The 16,668-nt window shown below is 65.0% G+C and carries 18 protein-coding genes and 3 tRNA genes; 14 read left to right on the top strand and 7 right to left on the bottom strand.

Annotated elements, in window-relative coordinates:
* Nucleotides 1-10: 10 nt before the first annotated feature.
* Nucleotides 11-595, bottom strand: coding sequence for a type VI secretion system lipoprotein TssJ (gene tssJ, locus NX773_RS22390; RefSeq protein WP_258858448.1), 585 nt, complete (start codon nucleotides 593-595; stop codon nucleotides 11-13).
* A 192-nt stretch (nucleotides 596-787) separates the two neighbouring features.
* On the opposite strand from tssJ, the gene NX773_RS22385 reads away from it, so the two are divergent.
* From NX773_RS22385 to tssA, 9 genes are read left to right on the top strand one after another with little or no spacing between them, the layout of a single operon-like run.
* Nucleotides 788-1,378 (top strand): tetratricopeptide repeat protein, encoded by a 591-nt coding sequence (locus NX773_RS22385; RefSeq protein ID WP_258858447.1) that lies wholly within the window; start codon nucleotides 788-790, stop codon nucleotides 1,376-1,378.
* Nucleotides 1,379-1,429: 51 nt separating this feature from the next.
* Entirely contained in the window at nucleotides 1,430-1,933 is a 504-nt protein-coding gene (tssB, locus tag NX773_RS22380; protein ID WP_258858446.1) for a type VI secretion system contractile sheath small subunit, read from the top strand.
* Nucleotide 1,934: 1 nt separating this feature from the next.
* Entirely contained in the window at nucleotides 1,935-3,419 is a 1,485-nt protein-coding gene (tssC, locus tag NX773_RS22375; RefSeq protein WP_258858445.1) for a type VI secretion system contractile sheath large subunit, read from the top strand.
* Nucleotides 3,420-3,448: 29 nt separating this feature from the next.
* On the top strand, nucleotides 3,449-3,943 hold the full coding sequence (locus NX773_RS22370) for an Hcp family type VI secretion system effector (protein ID WP_258858444.1): 495 nt from the start codon (nucleotides 3,449-3,451) through the stop codon (nucleotides 3,941-3,943).
* 60 nt (nucleotides 3,944-4,003) lie between these two features.
* Nucleotides 4,004-4,489, top strand: coding sequence for a type VI secretion system baseplate subunit TssE (tssE, locus tag NX773_RS22365; protein ID WP_258858443.1), 486 nt, complete (start codon nucleotides 4,004-4,006; stop codon nucleotides 4,487-4,489).
* Between the two features lie 13 nt (nucleotides 4,490-4,502).
* Nucleotides 4,503-4,901: a BPSL0067 family protein gene (locus tag NX773_RS22360; RefSeq protein ID WP_258858442.1), complete on the top strand. Its 399-nt coding sequence runs from the start codon at nucleotides 4,503-4,505 to the stop codon at nucleotides 4,899-4,901.
* Nucleotides 4,888-5,286, top strand: coding sequence for an STY0301 family protein (locus tag NX773_RS22355; RefSeq protein ID WP_258858441.1), 399 nt, complete (start codon nucleotides 4,888-4,890; stop codon nucleotides 5,284-5,286). The genes NX773_RS22360 and NX773_RS22355 overlap by 14 nt, the downstream gene beginning before the upstream one ends.
* Nucleotides 5,270-7,906, top strand: a complete 2,637-nt coding sequence (tssH, locus tag NX773_RS22350) for a type VI secretion system ATPase TssH (protein WP_258858440.1) — start codon at nucleotides 5,270-5,272, stop codon at nucleotides 7,904-7,906. Before NX773_RS22355 ends, tssH begins: the two co-directional genes overlap by 17 nt.
* 9 nt (nucleotides 7,907-7,915) lie before the next feature.
* Nucleotides 7,916-8,899, top strand: coding sequence for a type VI secretion system protein TssA (gene tssA, locus NX773_RS22345; protein WP_258858439.1), 984 nt, complete (start codon nucleotides 7,916-7,918; stop codon nucleotides 8,897-8,899).
* A 154-nt stretch (nucleotides 8,900-9,053) separates the two neighbouring features.
* Here the strand turns inward: tssA and NX773_RS22340 are convergent, their stop codons facing one another.
* Together NX773_RS22340 and NX773_RS22335 are read right to left on the bottom strand one after the other, a co-directional pair.
* Nucleotides 9,054-9,620, bottom strand: coding sequence for a phasin family protein (locus tag NX773_RS22340; RefSeq protein ID WP_258858438.1), 567 nt, complete (start codon nucleotides 9,618-9,620; stop codon nucleotides 9,054-9,056).
* Nucleotides 9,621-9,655: 35 nt separating this feature from the next.
* Entirely contained in the window at nucleotides 9,656-9,850 is a 195-nt protein-coding gene (locus NX773_RS22335; RefSeq protein WP_258858437.1) for a hypothetical protein, read from the bottom strand.
* 103 nt (nucleotides 9,851-9,953) lie between these two features.
* Between NX773_RS22335 and cueR the strand changes: the two genes are divergently transcribed.
* Nucleotides 9,954-10,370: a Cu(I)-responsive transcriptional regulator gene (gene cueR / locus NX773_RS22330; protein WP_258821829.1), complete on the top strand. Its 417-nt coding sequence runs from the start codon at nucleotides 9,954-9,956 to the stop codon at nucleotides 10,368-10,370.
* Nucleotides 10,371-10,447: 77 nt separating this feature from the next.
* On the opposite strand, the gene NX773_RS22325 is transcribed toward cueR, so the two are convergent.
* From NX773_RS22325 to NX773_RS22315, 3 genes are all read right to left on the bottom strand, one after another.
* Nucleotides 10,448-10,532 (bottom strand) — tRNA-Leu (locus NX773_RS22325).
* A gap of 71 nt (nucleotides 10,533-10,603) precedes the next feature.
* A tRNA-Leu gene (locus tag NX773_RS22320) sits at nucleotides 10,604-10,688 on the bottom strand.
* Nucleotides 10,689-10,727: 39 nt separating this feature from the next.
* A tRNA-Leu gene (locus NX773_RS22315) sits at nucleotides 10,728-10,812 on the bottom strand.
* Between the two features lie 203 nt (nucleotides 10,813-11,015).
* Here NX773_RS22315 and rnr point away from each other — a divergent pair.
* The 4 genes from rnr (at nucleotide 11,016) to NX773_RS22295 (ending at nucleotide 15,927) form a co-directional block, all read left to right on the top strand.
* Nucleotides 11,016-13,499: a ribonuclease R gene (rnr, locus tag NX773_RS22310; RefSeq protein WP_258858436.1), complete on the top strand. Its 2,484-nt coding sequence runs from the start codon at nucleotides 11,016-11,018 to the stop codon at nucleotides 13,497-13,499.
* A gap of 3 nt (nucleotides 13,500-13,502) precedes the next feature.
* Nucleotides 13,503-14,243: a 23S rRNA (guanosine(2251)-2'-O)-methyltransferase RlmB gene (gene rlmB, locus NX773_RS22305; protein ID WP_258858435.1), complete on the top strand. Its 741-nt coding sequence runs from the start codon at nucleotides 13,503-13,505 to the stop codon at nucleotides 14,241-14,243.
* Nucleotides 14,244-14,506: 263 nt separating this feature from the next.
* Entirely contained in the window at nucleotides 14,507-15,241 is a 735-nt protein-coding gene (cysE, locus tag NX773_RS22300; RefSeq protein WP_258822729.1) for a serine O-acetyltransferase, read from the top strand.
* An 8-nt stretch (nucleotides 15,242-15,249) separates the two neighbouring features.
* Nucleotides 15,250-15,927, top strand: a complete 678-nt coding sequence (locus NX773_RS22295; protein WP_258858434.1) for a YceH family protein — start codon at nucleotides 15,250-15,252, stop codon at nucleotides 15,925-15,927.
* Nucleotides 15,928-15,936: 9 nt separating this feature from the next.
* Here NX773_RS22295 and NX773_RS22290 read toward each other — a convergent pair whose 3' ends face one another.
* Complete coding sequence (locus tag NX773_RS22290) at nucleotides 15,937-16,668, bottom strand: hypothetical protein (protein ID WP_258858433.1); 732 nt, start codon at nucleotides 16,666-16,668, stop codon at nucleotides 15,937-15,939.

Raw genomic sequence — 16,668 nt, 5'->3', positions numbered from 1 at the left:
TGCAGCCTCCTCATTGACAGTGCACAGACGACAGCATCCTGAGCTCGGGAACGGTGGCCCGCGCGCCCGCGCCCACCGACAGCGCGCACGCATGCAGGCCCACGGTCACGCCCTGGCGCTCGGCCTCGGCGGTCGGAAACGCCAGCCGCCAGCGCTGGGCGGCCGGCGCGTGGAACAGTGCCACCACGCCCACGTAACCGGCCTCGCGCGACACCTTCTCCGAGACCTCGTAGTGTTGGCCAGGCACCAGCGTGACCTCCTTCACCTCGATCAGGTCCGGCCCCAGTGCCTGCTTTTCCGCCGCCGGGTCGAGGAAGGCCGCCAGCGGCGCCTGCTCGAACGCCGCGTTCTGGCGCAGCTTGTAAATGCGTGCGACCAGGGCCAGCGGCTGCCCCGATTCGTCCACATTCAGCCTGGTCGCCGCATGCAGGCGCAATGCGATTGCGCGAGGCGGTTTTTGCGCTTCGGGCAATTCCGGCGGCTTGCGCAGGCCGGTCGCTTCCAGCGCGGCGCCGGCAATCGAACCGAGGCCGCCGCCGGCGCAGCCGGCCAGCAGCAGGCACAGGGAATACAGGACATGCAGTCGCAGTTTCATGGGCATCGCCTTGCATTCGGTAAAGTTCAACGCTGACCTTAGCCGACTCTGCAAAACGGCGCGTGAGAAGGCGCAATGGTTGATATGAAAGAGCACAAAACCGACGAAATCACAGTCAATTGATGACCCGCAATTCCCTTGGGAACGCTTGCCGAATAATGGCCTCTGGTCAAAACGTACCGGAGAAAAAGTATGACCTTCCAGCGTGTCATTCCCACCCTCGTCTGTGTTGCCGTGCTGTCCGCCTGCGCCAGTGGTGGCCAGGGCTCCGGCAACGCGCCCAAGGCCCCGACCATCGCGGCCGCAATGTCCGAGGCCGACGCGGCGGTGATGGCCGGCCAGAACGACAAGGCCTATGCCATCCTCAAGACCGCCAGCAGCGCCTTCCCGACCGAGAAGACCCCGTGGCAGCGCATGGCGCAGATGCGCTTTGACAGCGGCAACTACGGCGAGGCGATCGTCAACGCCCTCGAAGCGCTCGAGCGCGACCCGGACGACACGCTCGCCAACAGCATTGCCGCCGTGGCCGGCCTGCGCGTGTCGAGCAAGGCGCTGGCCGACCTGACCCAGAAGAACAACCTGTCCGGCACCGTGCGCAGCGAAGCGCAGGACCTGGCCAAGCTGCTGCGCGAGGCGCTCGGCGAGAAGGAGCTCGTGCCGTCCGCGAACACCCGCGCGATGGCGCGTGCCAAGGAGGCCGCGCGCCGTGCCAGTGTCGCGGCGCAGCCCAAGCCGGCCACCACCACCGCCGCCAGCAGCGATCCGTTCGGCGCGCTCAAGTGACCCGCCGGCCGGCGCGCGCCGGCCGCCCATTCCCGCAACCCTGGAGTCGACATGGCCAAAAGTGAAAGCGTGCAGAAGCGCCTGCAGAAAGTGCGCGCGCCGCGTGTGCAGATGACGTACGACGTTGAAATCGGCGACGCGATCGAGAACAAGGAGCTGCCCTTCGTGGTGGGCGTGGTGGGCGACTTCGGCGGCGACCCGAGCGTCGAGAAGAAGCGCCTGAAGGACCGCAACTTCGTCAACGTCGATGCCAGCAACTTCGACGAGGTGCTGGCCGGCGTGGCGCCGGTGGCCAACTTCCGCGTGCAAAACCACATGTCGTCCGAAGGCGGCGAATTCGCGGTCGAGCTGCAGTTCAAGGAAATGGACGACTTCCGGCCCGAATCGGTGGTGCAGCAGGTGGCGCCGCTCAAGGGCTTGCTGGACGCGCGCACCAAGCTGGCCGACCTGCGCAACAAGCTCGCCGGGAACGACAAGCTGGAAGACATCCTGTCCGAAGTCCTTTCGAACACCGAAAAGCTCGACACGCTGCGCAAACCGAACAAGGAGCAATGAGATGGCCGCCGTTCTTCAAGAATCCGCCAAGCCGGCGGTCGAACTGGACACGTCGCTGCTGGACCAGATCGTCGAGCAAAGCCGGGTCGCCAAGTCGAGCAGCGAAAAGGAGCGCGCGCGCGACATCATCGGCGAACTGGTGACCCAGGTGCTGGAGGGCACGGTGGTCATGTCGGCCAACCTGTCGGCCACCATCGACGCCCGCATCGCGGAGCTGGATCGCATCATCTCGGCCCAGCTCTCGTCCGTGATGCACGCGCCGGAGTTCCAGAAGCTCGAACGCAGCTGGACCGGTCTGCACTACCTGGTCAAAAACAGCACCACCAGCGCGCAACTGCAGATCCGCATGATGAACGTGACCAAGCGCGAGCTGGTCAAGGACTTCCAGTCGGCGCTCGAATTCGACCAGAGCACGATCTTCAAGAAGGTGTACGAAGAGGAGTTCGGCACCTTCGGCGGCGCCCCGTACGGCGCGCTGATCGGCGACTACGAGATCACGCGCCAGGCCGAGGACATCTATTTTCTCGAGCAGATGTCGCACGTGGCCGCAGCCGCGCATGCGCCGTTCATCAGCTCCGCGGCGCCCGAGCTGTTCGGCATCGACAGCTTCGCCGAACTGGGCAAGCCGCGCGACCTGGCCAAGGTGTTCGACACGGTCGAATACGCCAAGTGGAAGGGCTTTCGCGAGTCGGAGGACTCGCGCTACGTCGGCCTGACCCTGCCGCGCTTTTTGGGCCGGCTGCCGTACAACCCGGCCGATGGCATGACCACCGAAGGCTTCAACTACGTCGAGGACGTGGACGGCACCGACCACCAGAAGTACCTGTGGTGTAACGCCGCCTATGCTTTTGCCACCAAGCTCACCAAAGCCTTCGAGGACTACGGCTGGTGCGCGGCGATCCGCGGCGTGGAGGGCGGCGGCCTGGTCGAGAACCTGCCGGCCCACACCTTCAAGACCGACGAGGGCGAGGTCGCGCTCAAGTGCCCGACCGAGCTGGCCATCACCGACCGGCGCGAAAAGGAGCTGTCGGACCTGGGCTTCATCTCGCTGGTCCACTGCAAGAACACATCCTATGCCGCGTTCTTTGGCGCGCAGTCGGCCCAGAAGGCCAAGAAGTACGCCAACGAGGCGGCCAACGCCAACGCGGTGCTGTCCTCGCAGCTGCAGTACATCTTTGCCGTCTCGCGCATTGCCCACTACATGAAGGCCATGATGCGCGACAAGATCGGCAGCTTCGCCGCCGCCTCCAACGTGCAGGACTACCTGAACCGCTGGCTGACGCAATACGTCCTGTTGGACGACAACGCCAGCCAGGACCAGAAGGCCCAGTTCCCGCTGCGCGAGGCCAGCGTGCAGGTGTCCGAAGTGCCGGGGCGGCCGGGCGTCTACCGCGCGGTGTCGTTCCTCCGTCCGCACTTCCAGCTGGACGAGCTGTCCGTTTCGCTCCGATTGGTCGCGGAGTTGCCGCAGTCGACCAAAAACTAAACCTACTAACCTGAACCATGGAGTAAGAAATGGCAATTGACGTGTACCTGCAGATCGAGGGCATCAAGGGCGAGTCGATGGACGACAAGCACAAGGACTGGATCGAGTGCAAATCGGTGTCCTGGAAGGTGACCCAGCCGAAATCGGCGACGTCATCGACCAGCGGCGGCCACACGGCGGAGCGCGTGGAAATGAGCGAGATCACCATCAGCAAGCTGACCGACCTGTCCACGCCGCTGCTGTTGCAGAACTGCGCCTCGGGCAAGACGATCCCGAAGGCGACGCTGCACTTCATGCGTGCGGACGGCAATGGCGAGCGCATCAAGTATTTCGAGATGCAGCTCACCAATGTGCTCATTGGCGACGTCAACCCGCAGGTGGGCGACGGCGAATTCATGCACGAAAACGTCGGCCTGAAGTTTTCGGCGGTGAAGTACATGTACACCCAGCAGAAGGTGGGCGGCGGCGCCGGCGGCAACACCTCCGGCGGCTGGGACCTGTCCAACAACAAGATCTACGCCTGACGCCAGCTTGTGTATGCACGAACCGCGGCTTTCTGGCCGCGGTATTTTTTCGGAGGCGCGATGAAGGGTTTCGCACCTGGACTGCTCGACCGCCTGATGGGCGAGGCGGGGCAGGGCGGCACTAGGGGACAGCTGACGATCGAGCAGCTCAAGGACAGCATCGCGCGCGACCTCGAAGCCCTGCTCAATACGCGCATCGCGATCCCATCGCGCAAATTCGACGACTATCCGCTCGCCCGAGCGTCGATTCTCAATTACGGGCTGTCCGATTTCGCCGGCATGTGCCTGACCAGTACCGAGGATCGCGAAGCCATCTGCGCCAGCCTGAAGTCCGCCATCGAGATCCACGAACCTCGGCTGACCGATGTGTCGGCGTCGCTGGAACCATCAGCGGATGGTGTGAATCGTCTCAACTTCGTCATCTCCGCCCGGCTCGTTCTCCATCCCGAGGCGGAGCCGGTCAACTTCAACGCGGTGCTGCAGCCATCGTCGTTGCACTACTCGATCATCAAGAGCCCGCGCCAGCGCGGCCAGTCCGAGAACTGAACATGGAGATGTCATGCCGTACGTAGCCATCAATCCCAGAAAGTTCGAAAACACATCGGTCGGTAGCGGCCAGTGCGTCGCATTCGTGCAGGCCGCGACCCAGGTCGGGCCGACACGATTTTGGAAGCGCGGGGCGCTGGTGAGGGGCGCGAATCTCGCAGTCGGAACAGTCATTGCGACCTTCGATGAGGAAGGGCACTACGCCAACGACACGAGTGGAAAGTCGCATGCGGCGATCTATCTTGGCCAAACGGCTGCCGGCATCATCGTGCTCGACCAGTGGATGGAAACCCGGCGCGCCCCGGGTGGGGTGGTAGCGCGCACGGCTCACCCGGTGAGTGAACGAACGATCAGCTTTCTGGCAAAGACAAGGGCCGTCAACGATGGGAGAAATTACTATGTCGTGGAGTAGATATCTGCTTTTGTTTGCGTGCCTGTTCGGCGGTGGCTCAGCTTGTGCGCAGGATCTCGTCTCCTGTCCTCAAAAGCAGAATCAAAGCCTGGAGCGGGCCGAGGTGTTTGACGGACCGATTGAGCGGCGGGGCATCCTGATGCCCGACCTTGCGACGTCGGAGTGGCAACTCGAACTGGAGCAGGCCAACGCAAAGGCTGCGAAAGAACATCTCCATTTGGTGTGCCACTACCGCGGCGTAGCCGAACCCGTCGTGCTTGAAATCCCCTACCAGGCCACTCTCTGCGCTGAGAGAGGAACCGAAGCTGATACTTCCGCGGGCTGCCGCGCTGCGAACCCGGCCTCAGATAACAAGGCAAAGGACGGTCATGGACATCAATCTTAAAACACTGATCGGCAAACTCAACGACACCACCCGCGTGGCCGCCACGCGCGCCGCCAACATCTGCGTGGGACTGGGCCAGTACGAAGTCGACGTCGAGCACCTGTTCCTGGCGCTGCTGGAGCAGCCGGCCAGCGACTTTGCCGTGATTGCCCGCCACTGCGACATCAGCACCACGGGGCTGGAGACCGACCTGCGCAACGAGATATCGCGCTTTGCCACCGGCAGCGCACGAACCCCGGTGTTTTCGAAGCACCTGCCCACGCTGTTCGAGCACGCCTGGCTGATCGCCTCGCTCGGCAACGGCGTGCCGAACCAGATTCGCAGCGGCCACCTGCTGCTAGCGCTGCTCACCGAGCCGGACCTGGCGCAGCTCGCCCAGCGCTCGTCGAAGAACTTTGCCAGGTTCCCGCTCGATCGTCTCAAGCACGATTTCGACCGGCTCACGCGCGGCTCCGACGAAGCGGCAGCGGTGCAACAGGCGCCGGCCGCAACTTGCGCCGACCCCGTCACCGAGCTGGAAGCCCAGGCCCCGAACAAGACGCCTGCGCTGGACCAGTTCACCACCTGCCTGACCCAGCGCGCGCGCGAGGGCAAGGTGGACCCGGTGATCGGCCGCGACCCCGAGATCCGGCAAGCGATCGACATCCTGATGCGCCGCCGCCAGAACAACCCCATCCTGACCGGCGAGGCTGGCGTGGGCAAGACCGCCGTGGTCGAGGGACTGGCGCTGCGCATTGCCAGCGACGACGTGCCCGAGGTGCTGCGTGGCGTGGAGATCCACACGCTGGACATGGGCCTGCTGCAGGCCGGCGCCAGCGTCAAGGGCGAGTTCGAGAACCGCCTGAAGAACGTGATCGATGAGGTGAAGAAGAGCCTGCATCCCATCATCCTGTTCATCGACGAGGCGCACACCATGATCGGCGCGGGCGGCTCGGCCGGCCAGAACGACGCCGCCAACCTGCTCAAGCCGGCGCTCGCGCGTGGCGAGCTGCGCACGATCGCGGCCACCACCTGGGGCGAGTACAAGAAGTACTTCGAGAAGGACGCCGCGCTCGCGCGCCGTTTCCAGGTGGTGAAGGTCGAGGAACCCGACGAGGAAACCGCCTGCGCCATGCTGCGCGGGATGGCGCCGCTCATGGAAAAGCACTTCAACGTGCGCATCTACGACGAGGCGATCCAGGAAGCGGTTCGCCTGTCGCACCGGTACATCAGCGGTCGCCAGCTGCCGGACAAGGCGATCAGCGTGCTCGATACCGCCTGCGCCAAGGTCGCGCTGGGCCAGAACGCAACCCCGGCGCTGCTGGAGAACAGCACCCGCAAGCTCGAACAGCTCGATGCGCAGATCACCGCGCTGGCGCGGGAGGAAAGCGCCGGGGCGGATCACGCCGTGAAGCTCGCCGCGCTGCGCTCGGAGCGCGCCCGGCTGGACGGCGAGCGACAGCAGCACCAGCAGCGCTGGGAAAGCGAGCAGGCCATCGTCGCGCGCATCCACGCGCTGCGCGCCGGCCTCGAAACGGGAGAGGGCGACCGCCAGGCGCTGGCCGCGATGCTGGAGGAACTGCGCGCACTGCAGGGCGAAATGCCGATGGTGCCGGTGCAGGTGGATGGCCACACGGTTGCCGGGATCGTCGCCAGCTGGACCGGCATCCCGCTCGGCCGGATGGTCAAGGACGAGATCAAGACGGTGATGAACCTGCAGGCGCTGCTGGACGAACGCATCCTCGGCCAGAAGCAGGCGACCGGCGTCGTCGCCCAGCGCGTGCGCACATCGCGCGCGAACATGGACGACCCGAACAAGCCGAAGGGCGTGTTCCTGTTCGTTGGCACCTCGGGCGTGGGCAAGACCGAAACGGCGCTCGCGCTGGCCGACCTGCTGTACGGCGGCAAGCGCAAGCTCATCACCATCAATATGAGCGAGTACCAGGAAGCGCACAGCGTCTCGGGCCTGAAGGGTTCGCCCCCGGGCTATGTGGGCTATGGCGAAGGCGGCGTGCTGACCGAGGCGGTGCGCCGCAACCCGTACAGCGTGGTGCTGCTGGACGAAGTGGAGAAGGCCCACGCCGACGTGCTCGAACTGTTCTTCCAGGTCTTCGACAAAGGCGTGATGGACGATGCCGAAGGACGCCAGATCGACTTTCGCAATACGATCATCATCCTCACCTCGAACGTTGCGTCGAGCCAGATCATGCAGGCCTGCCTGAACAAGCCGGTGGCGGAACAGCCGACGCCCGAGCAACTGGCCGAGCTGGTGCGCCCTTACCTGGTCAAGCAGTTCAAGCCGGCCTTCCTCGGCCGGCTTGCGGTGGTGCCGTTCTACCCGATCAACGACGACGTCCTGGCCAACATCATTCGTCTCAAGCTCGATCGCATCCAGCAGCGCGTGGCCGACAACCACCAGGCCGAGTTCAGGTATGACGACGCGCTGGTGGACGCCGTCCTGTCGCGCTGCACCGAGGTCGATTCCGGCGCGCGCAACGTGGACACCATCCTCAACGGCACGCTGCTGCCCGAGATCGCGGACACGGTGCTCGCAACGATGGCCGAAGGCGGCACGATCGCTCGCATCAAGGTCAGCGCGACCAAGACGGGAAAATTCAAGTACGCCATCGAAGCGGCGTAAGGAGGCATCATGCTCAACATCGAACAGCTGCTCGCGCCCATCAGCGAGGCGCAGCCCTGCGGCGAGAACCTGGCGTTCTCGCCGGAGCTGGACGCGATTGCCAATGCGCGCCGCGCGGACGATCCAACCCTGGAGCAGGGCGCGTGGGTCACCACGCTCAAGGAAGCGGACTGGAAGTTCGTCGCAAAGCGCTGCGCGGAACTGATCGAAAAGCGCAGCAAGGACCTGCAGCTGGCCGTGTGGCTGGCCGAGGCCAGCGCGAAGACGAGCGGCCTGCGCGGCCTGGCCGACAGCCTGTTGCTGATCGGCGCGCTGTGCGAACGCTACTGGGATGACGTGTATCCCTTGCCGGACGAGGGCGGGTTCGACCAGCGCATCGGCAACCTCCACTGGATCGCCACCCGCGCGCCGCAAATGATCCTCGAGATCCCCATCACCGAAGGTCCGGCAGGTCATTCGATGAAGGACTTCGAGCTCGCCCGGTCGCACGCCGGCGAGCAGGGCGAGGAGCTGGAGGCGGCGCGGCGGCGCAGTTCGCGCGCCTTCTACCAGCAGCTCATGCTCGACTGCGACCACTGCGCGGCCGCGCTGGCGGACCTGGAACGCGTGGTCGATGACCGTGTCGGACAGGAGGGGCCAAGCCTGTCGTCAGCCAAGGCGGCCCTGCAAAGCCTGATCCATTTCGTGACGCCGGCCGCGCGCGAGGCCGGGGCGTTGCCGGAAGCCGCGCCCGATGCGCCGGTGGAAGCGGCAGACGGGCCGGCGCCGCGGGCGATTTCGTCGGGGCCGATCCAGAACCGCGCGCAGGCGCTGGCGCAGCTGCGCATCGTGGCCGAGTACTTCCGCCGCACCGAACCGCACAGCCCGGTGGCCTACCTGGCCGAGAAGGCCGCCAACTGGGGTGAGCAGCCGCTGCACCTGTGGCTGCGCGCCGTCATCAAGGACGACGCGGCGCTGGCACGGCTGGATGAACTGCTGGGAGTCGAGCGGTAAGCGATGCAATAGCTTCCCCATCCGCCCGCCAAACTATGCTCCGTCATCCCGGCGTAGGCCGGGATCCATGCTGAGCTTGAGTTAGCCGTCGGCCCCCATCTGACGGGCGGCAGAGCATGGCGGGGCCGCCGAGGATTCGCGGGACGACGGCAGCTTAGTCGTCCTTCGCGGTGGCAGCAGCCTTGCCCATCCCCGGCGACACCAGCTCGGTGGCCTTGGCCACCTGTTCTTCGACCGCACGCACCGCGTCGCGCGTGGACTGCGTTACCTTTTCGTAGCCAGCGAATGCATTGTCGATGGCGGCCTTGATGATCTCCACCGCGTTCTCGGACCCCGGCTTCACGTTTTGCGTCACATCGTGGATCAGCGCCGTGAGCGTGTTCTTCGCTTCGTGCACGTGCGTATCGGCGGCATCGCGGAATTCGCGCAGGATGTCATCGACCACCTGTTTGAGCTCCGCGCCGTAAGTCGCCGCGCCCGCCATCCCCGGCTGCACGCCGGAGGAAACCGCTGCCAGCGCCTGCTGCGGATCTTTCGCCTGGCTGAGTTCCTTGCCGACCGCCAGCGCGCCCTGCGCCGAATCCTTGGCCGCCTGCAGGTTCAGTGCCACCACCTGCTGCACCCCTTGTACCGCCTTGTTGGCGAGCGCGTTGAAGGTCTGGGTCTGCAGTTCGAACAGGGTCTTGGTGGCGGATGCAAATTGTTCCGGATTCGTAAACATGGTTTCTCCCTCGGTAGAAATGCGGTGCAGCTCGATTATTTCTGGCTAATTCTTTTCGTGCAATGGCTGTCCTGATAGGGGCCAAACGCCTTTTCCCAGCCCGGCCCCAGCGGCGTCTGCGAGCAGGCGAGCTGGCCATCCACCTTGCTGCGCCATTGGAACCAGGGCGCCGGGCCGGCCACGGCGGCGGCAACATGCAAGGCGAGGAGGAGGGCGGCGATGGTCTTCATATGCAGGCTCAGCATAAACCGATGGTACGGCAAGTCAAGGGCTTGACCTTACCATCATGGGAAGGTGTATCCTGAATTATCGAGATGAGAACGGAGGGCGGCGATGTCGTGCACCGCGAGTGAAACCAGGAACCTGAACATTGGCGAAGCGGCCAAGGCATCGGGCGTGACGGCCAAGATGATCCGGCACTACGAGTCCATTGGCCTGATCGGCGAGGCGCGCCGGACCGACGCCGGCTACCGCCTCTACAACCAGCAGGATGTGCAGGTGCTGCAGTTTATCCACCGTGCCCGCGCGCTCGGCTTTTCGCTGGAGCAGATCGGCGACCTGCTCGCGCTGTGGCAGGACAAGCATCGCGCCAGCGCCGACGTGCGCGCACTGGCGCACCGGCATATCGAGGAACTGAACCAGAAGATCGCCGAGCTGGAGTCGATGCGCCGCACGCTGGAACGGCTGGCCTCGTCCTGCCACGGCGACGGCCGCTCTGAATGCCCGATCCTGGATGACCTGGCGGGGTAGGCGGACCGCCAAACGCAAAACGCCGCAATCCTTTTGCAAAGATTGCGGCGTTTTGCGCCGGCTGCTGCCAGTAGATTTGGTGCCCACGGAGGGACTCGAACCCCCACACCTCGCGGCACATGGACCTGAACCATGCGCGTCTACCAATTCCGCCACGTGGGCACTGCTTGTACTGCTAACGCTGCTCTTACTTCCGCGTGGGCAGAATCTGCCCAGCCTACAACTGCTGCTTGTGGTGCCCACGGAGGGACTCGAACCCCCACACCTCGCGGCACATGGACCTGAACCATGCGCGTCTACCAATTCCGCCACGTGGGCACTGCAATGCTACATACGACAATCAATTCCGGTAGAGTTTGGTGCCCACGGAGGGACTCGAACCCCCACACCTCGCGGCACATGGACCTGAACCATGCGCGTCTACCAATTCCGCCACGTGGGCACTGCTTCAACTACGCGGCATCGCTGCCGAGGCCGAGATTATAGCGGAACCATTGCAAAAGTCAAAGACCCCCGCGAGAAATTCCCGAGCACTGTTCGTTAGGCGAATCCAGTGGTACTCCGTTACACTATGCGTGTCTACGTGTCAATGTGATCTGACGCGCCAGCCGGACTGGCGCAACTTTACGGAAAAAACAAAACGATTTGAAGCAACCTACTCATACCATTCCCAGCCGCGAGGAGATCCTCGCCGTCTTCCGCGAAACCGGCGAGGCCCTGGACTTCAATGCCCTGGCGCGGCTCCTCAAGGTCAAACCAGCTGCGCAGGAAGTGCTCACGCGCCGCCTGAATGCGATGGAGCGCGATGGCCAGCTGCGCACGGATGTCAGCGGCCATTACGCGCTGGCCGACCACTCCGGCTTTGTGGCCGGGCGCATCAGCGCGCACCGCGACGGCTACGGTTTCGTGATCCCGGACGACGGCAGCGAAGATCTGTTCCTCAACGATAAGGAAATGCAGAAGGTGCTCAACGGCGACCGCGTGCTGGCACGCGTCACCGGCACCGACCGCCGTGGCCGCCCCGAGGGCACCATCGTCGAGGTGGTCGAGCGCGGCAACACCCACATCATCGGCCGTCTGCTGAACGAAGGCGGCGTGTGGGTCGTCTCGCCCGAGGACAAGCGCATCAGCCGCGACGTGCTGATCGTCGGTTCGCCCGGCAAGGCCAAGGAAGGCCAGGTGGTCAGTGTGGAGCTGATCGAGCAGCCTTCGCGCTTCCAGCAACCGACCGGCAAGATCGCCGAGGTGCTGGGCGAGCTGGACGACCCCGGCATGGAAATCGAGATCGCGGTGCGCAAGTTCGGCGTGCCGCACATCTTCTCCAGTGGCGCCACCAGGCAGGCCGCCAGGCTGCCGTCGGAAGTGCGCGAGGCCGACATGGGCGACCGCGTCGACCTGCGCGACGTGCCGCTCGTGACCATCGACGGCGAAGACGCGCGCGACTTTGACGACGCCGTGTACTGCGAGCCGGTCAAGATCGGCCGTGCGAAAGGCTACCGCCTGCTGGTCGCGATTGCCGACGTGAGCCACTACGTCAAGCCCAACGACGCGCTGGACAAGGACGCGCTCGAACGCAGCACTTCGGTGTACTTCCCGCGCCGCGTGATCCCGATGCTGCCCGAGAAGCTGTCCAACGGCCTGTGTTCGCTCAACCCGAACGTGGACCGGCTTACGCTGGTGTGCGACATGGTGGTCACCGCCAAGGGCGAGGTCGAGGCCTACCAGTTCTATCCGGCGGTGATGCACTCGGCCGCGCGCCTGACCTACAACGAGGTGGCCGAGATCCTGGCCGAGCCGAAAGGGCAGCAGGCACGGCGCCGCGAATCGATCGTGCCGCACCTGCTCAACCTGAACGACGTGTTCCACGCGCTGCTCAAGGCACGCCAGGAGCGCGGCGCGATCGACTTCGAGACCACCGAGACCTACATCGTCTGCAATGCGCTGGGCAAGATCGAGAAGATCATTCCGCGCACCCGCAACGACGCGCACCGGCTGATCGAGGAGTGCATGCTGGCCGCGAACGTGTGCGCGGCGGACCTGCTGATCCGCCACAAGCACCCCGGCACCTTCCGCATCCACGCCACGCCGACCGAGGAAAAGCTGAATCAGCTGCGTACCTTCCTCAAGCAGGCCGGCCTGAACCTGAATGGCGGCAGCAGCCCGTCCGCCGCCGATTACGCCGCGCTGATGCAGCAGATCAAAGACCGGCCGGATGCGCAGCTGCTGCAGACCATGCTGCTGCGTTCAATGCAGCAGGCCGTGTACAGCCCGGACAACATCGGCCACTTCGGCCTGGCGTACGAGGCGTATGCGCATTTCACCAGCCCGATCCGTCGCTATCCCGACCTGCTGACCCACCGCGCCATCAAGGCCATCCTGCAGGGCAAGCGCTACGAGCCGACCGACATTGACCTGTCCAGGCTGAATACCACGATCAGCAACTCGGCGCGCAAGCAGATCGCCAAGGACCGGGCCCAGGGCAAGCAGAAGGAAGAAAAGGACCTGACGGTCTGGGACGCGCTCGGCGTACATTGCTCGGCCAACGAGCGCCGCGCCGACGAAGCCTCGCGCGATGTCGAGGCCTGGCTCAAGTGCTACTACATGAAGGACAAGCTGGGCGAGCAGTTCACCGGCGTGGTTTCGGGCGTGACGCCGTTCGGCATCTTCGTGCAGCTCGACGAGCTGTACGTCGAGGGCCTGGTGCACGTGACGGAGCTGGGCAGCGACTACTTCCAGTACGACGAAGTGCGCCACGAGCTGCGTGGCGAGCGCACCGGCAAGCGCTTTGGCCTGACCGACCGCGTGACCGTGCAGATCGCGCGCGTGGACCTGGAGTCGCGCAAGATCGACCTGGTGCTCGGGGAGTCGGGGCAAATCGGCACGTATGAGCAGGCCGCGTCGCCCGAGCGCAAGCGCGGGCGCAAGCCGGCATCGAGCGAGCAGCCGCAGCGCATTGCGGTCCAGGCCGACGACGAAGAAGCGCCGGCGTTCTTCAAACCGCCACGCGCGGGCAAGGCAAGCAGCGCTGCGGCCCGGAACGGCGCCCGGAAAACAGCACCAAAAAAGGCGGCCCCCAAAATGGCGACCGCCAAAAAGCCAGCATCCAAAACGAGCAGGAAGAAGAAGTAATACATGAAAAACAAAATGATTTTCGGGTTCCACGCGGTGACTTCGCGCCTGAGGCACGAGGCGTCGTCGGTGGAAGAGATCTTCGTTGACGCCGCACGCAACGACCGTCGCATGCAGGACCTGGTGGCGCATGCCAAGTCGGCCGGCGTGCGCGTCATGCCGGTCGAGGCCGCGCGCCTGGACAAGATCGTGGGAACCCACCGCCACCAGGGCGTGATCGCGTTCGCGGCGCAGCTGTCGCTGGCGCGTAACCTGGACGAACTGCTCGATGCGGTGGAAGGCCCGCCGCTGTTGCTGATCCTGGATGGCATCACCGACCCGCACAACCTGGGCGCCTGCCTGCGCGTGGCCGACGGCGCCGGCGCGCATGCGGTGATCGTGCCGAAGGACCGCGCGGTCGGCCTGAACGCCACCGCCGCCAAGGTCGCCAGCGGCGCGGCGGAAAGCGTCCCGTACATCACCGTGACCAACCTGGCGCGCACCATGCGCGAACTGAAGGAGCGCGGCGTGTGGCTGATCGGCACGTCCGACGACTCCGACAAGGGCTTGTATGAGGCGGACTTCACCGGCCCGACGGCGCTGGTGATGGGTTCGGAAGGCGAGGGCATGCGTCGCCTGACGCGCGAGACCTGCGATCTGCTGGTCAGCATTCCGATGCTCGGTTCGGTGGAGAGCCTGAACGTGTCGGTCGCATCCGGCGTGTGTCTGTACGAGGCCCGGCGCCAGCGGATCGTGAAAGGCTGACCCGGCCGTCGCATCCACCCGTCGTCCCGGCGAACGCCGGGACCCATGCTGAGCATGCTCCGCCCGCGGCTCTGGTAGCTGCGCGGCATCGCTGAACGTCTATGGGGCCCGGCTTTCGCCGGGACGACAGTTGGCCCAAAAAGCTTCCTACCGGAATATCACTGAGAGGCCATTCGCCCACTCAGCCAGAATTGACCCCCCGTAAGCAAGCGTGGTCCGAATCGGCTACCATGGCCTTGTCTTGCATTCGTAACTACACCTTTATGTTCTCCAAGCTGCGCGAAGACATCAACAGCATCATCGAGCGCGACCCGGCTGCCCGCAACGGTTGGGAGGTGCTTACCTGCTACCCGGGCCTGCACGCCATCGTCATGCACGGATGGGCGCACGCCTGTTGGACGCACGGCTTCAAATGGCTCGGGCGCTTCATCTCTTACCTGGCCCGCATCATCACCGGCATCGAGATCCACCCGGGCGCGGTCATCGGCCGCCGCGTCTTCATCGACCACGGCTTTGGCGTGGTCATCGGCGAAACCGCCGTGGTCGGCGACGACTGCACCATCTACCAGGGCGTCACCCTGGGCGGCACCACGCTCACGGCCGGCGCCAAGCGTCACCCTACGCTCGAACGCGGCGTCATCGTCGGCGCCGGTGCCCAGGTGCTGGGCGCGTTCACGGTTGGCGAGTACGCCAAGGTCGGCTCCAACGCGGTCGTGATCAAGCCGGTGCCGCCGGGCGCCACCGCGGTCGGCAACCCGGCCCACATCGTGCGCAAGGAAGAGCAGTCGCGCAGCGCAAAAATGTTCGCCGCGTATGGCGTGACCAATGGCGACGACCCCATGTCCAAGGCGCTGCGCGGCCTGATCGACCACGTCGCACGCCAGGACGAGCAGATGGAGCGCCTGTGCGCCACCATCAAGGCCGCGGGCATCGCCTGTCCCCACCTCGGCGAGAGTGATAAACTCGACCAGGCACAACTGAATCGCCTGGTTGAATAAGGAAACGCATGACCTCAGAAAACGCGGGAGCCTTCGATCCCGCCGCCCATCTCGACCCTGTCGAGCTCCGCGTGCTTGCAGTGCTGGCCGAAAAAGAAGCGCTCACCCCTGACAATTACCCGATGTCGCTCAACGCGGTCGTCAACGGTTGCAACCAGCTGTCCAGCCGCGACCCGGTAATGCAGCTGACCGACGACGAAGTGCAGGACACCCTGCAGCGCCTGATGGAGCGCAAGCTGGTCAACTGCATCACGCAAGCCGGCGCGCGCGTGGCCAAGTACGAGCACCGCATGCGCATCAAGTGGTCGCTGGAACAGGACAAGCTGGCCGTGCTCACCGTGCTGATGCTGCGCGGTCCGCAAACGGCGGGCGAGGTGCGCACCCGCACCGGCCGCTTGCACGAGTTTAAATCCGTGGCCGAGGTCGAGGGCGCGCTGCAGTTCCTGATCGATAAATATCCGCCGCTGGTGGCAAAGCTCGAACGTGCGCCCGGCACCAAGGAGCACCGCTACGGCCAGCTGCTGGCCGGCGAGATCGAACTGGCGCATGAGGATGCGCGCACCGGCTCCACCGCGCCCGCAGGCGGCGGCCGCGTCGCCCAGCTCGAACAGGAAGTGGCGACGCTGCGCGCCGAGGTCGAGGCGCTGAAGGCCCAGTTCGAAAGCTTTCGCAAGCAGTTCGAGTAGGGCACAGATTTACTGCGCAAACTCCAGCAGCACCATCGCCTCGTCCGGCCAGCTGCGGTCCGCCAGCGGAACCTTGTAGTCGGCGCCGTTCAGCCTGAGCCTGGCGCGGCGGTCCCCGTAGGCCAGCACGGCACCGGTCACCGGCCGCTCGGTCGGATACGAAAACTCGACATCGCCCTTGGTGGTCATGCACCAGTCAGTGGTTCCCAGGAACACATTGGCCAGCAGGGCGATCCAGCCGGGAATCTCTTCCTTGACGATGGCCACCGCAACCTTGCATTCGAGCCGCAGGTCGCCGAGGCGCCGCATGTTCTCCGGCAGCCCCGGTGTACGCACCTCCGGCGCCACCTGGTACTGGCCGGCCCGCCGGTTGAAGATCAGGTCCGCGCTTGCATCGAACGCGGCCCGGCTGCGCGGCACCACAAAGCTCCCTTCGGTGGTGACCGGCACCGGGATGTTCAGGTCGTCGCTTGCGATGCGCAGCGTGATGTCCCGCTCGGTGACGTACTTGTCGTCCTTGGTCCCGATGCGAAACCGCAGTTGCTGCACCGCCGGGGCCAGGGCGTGTTCGCTGTCGAAAGCGTCCAGTCCCGCCCAGACGGCGCGGTAGGACTTCATCTGCGGATTGCGCAGGCCATCCACCTCGACGGTGGCCATGTCCTCATCCTTGTCGCGCTTGTCCTTGGCCGCGACGCCGGCGCACAAGGACAAGCCAAGCAGGGCAGCAGCGAAGAGCCGCAT

The sequence above is a fragment of the Massilia solisilvae genome, assembly GCF_024753215.1.
In the GTDB taxonomy this organism is placed as follows: domain Bacteria; phylum Pseudomonadota; class Gammaproteobacteria; order Burkholderiales; family Burkholderiaceae_D; genus Telluria; species Telluria solisilvae.
The sequence above is the reverse complement of the archived record's forward strand: the minus strand, read 5'-3'. Positions and strand labels throughout refer to the sequence as shown.

Bases quoted from the DNA above. Each gene is read 5' to 3' on its own strand.
- tssJ (WP_258858448.1), bottom strand. From the start codon at position 595: ATGAAACTGCGACTGCATGTCCTGTATTCCCTGTGCCTGCTGCTGGCC.
- rlmB (WP_258858435.1), top strand. From the start codon at position 13,503: ATGAAAAACAAAATGATTTTCGGGTTCCACGCGGTGACTTCGCGCCTG.
- cueR (WP_258821829.1), top strand. From the start codon at position 9,954: ATGTCGTGCACCGCGAGTGAAACCAGGAACCTGAACATTGGCGAAGCG.
- tssA (WP_258858439.1), top strand. From the start codon at position 7,916: ATGCTCAACATCGAACAGCTGCTCGCGCCCATCAGCGAGGCGCAGCCC.
- NX773_RS22295 (WP_258858434.1), top strand. From the start codon at position 15,250: ATGACCTCAGAAAACGCGGGAGCCTTCGATCCCGCCGCCCATCTCGAC.
- NX773_RS22290 (WP_258858433.1), bottom strand. From the start codon at position 16,668: ATGCGGCTCTTCGCTGCTGCCCTGCTTGGCTTGTCCTTGTGCGCCGGC.
- NX773_RS22370 (WP_258858444.1), top strand. From the start codon at position 3,449: ATGGCAATTGACGTGTACCTGCAGATCGAGGGCATCAAGGGCGAGTCG.
- NX773_RS22385 (WP_258858447.1), top strand. From the start codon at position 788: ATGACCTTCCAGCGTGTCATTCCCACCCTCGTCTGTGTTGCCGTGCTG.
- NX773_RS22340 (WP_258858438.1), bottom strand. From the start codon at position 9,620: ATGTTTACGAATCCGGAACAATTTGCATCCGCCACCAAGACCCTGTTC.
- cysE (WP_258822729.1), top strand. From the start codon at position 14,507: ATGTTCTCCAAGCTGCGCGAAGACATCAACAGCATCATCGAGCGCGAC.
- NX773_RS22355 (WP_258858441.1), top strand. From the start codon at position 4,888: ATGTCGTGGAGTAGATATCTGCTTTTGTTTGCGTGCCTGTTCGGCGGT.
- tssH (WP_258858440.1), top strand. From the start codon at position 5,270: ATGGACATCAATCTTAAAACACTGATCGGCAAACTCAACGACACCACC.
- NX773_RS22335 (WP_258858437.1), bottom strand. From the start codon at position 9,850: ATGAAGACCATCGCCGCCCTCCTCCTCGCCTTGCATGTTGCCGCCGCC.
- tssE (WP_258858443.1), top strand. From the start codon at position 4,004: ATGAAGGGTTTCGCACCTGGACTGCTCGACCGCCTGATGGGCGAGGCG.
- NX773_RS22360 (WP_258858442.1), top strand. From the start codon at position 4,503: ATGCCGTACGTAGCCATCAATCCCAGAAAGTTCGAAAACACATCGGTC.
- tssB (WP_258858446.1), top strand. From the start codon at position 1,430: ATGGCCAAAAGTGAAAGCGTGCAGAAGCGCCTGCAGAAAGTGCGCGCG.
- tssC (WP_258858445.1), top strand. From the start codon at position 1,935: ATGGCCGCCGTTCTTCAAGAATCCGCCAAGCCGGCGGTCGAACTGGAC.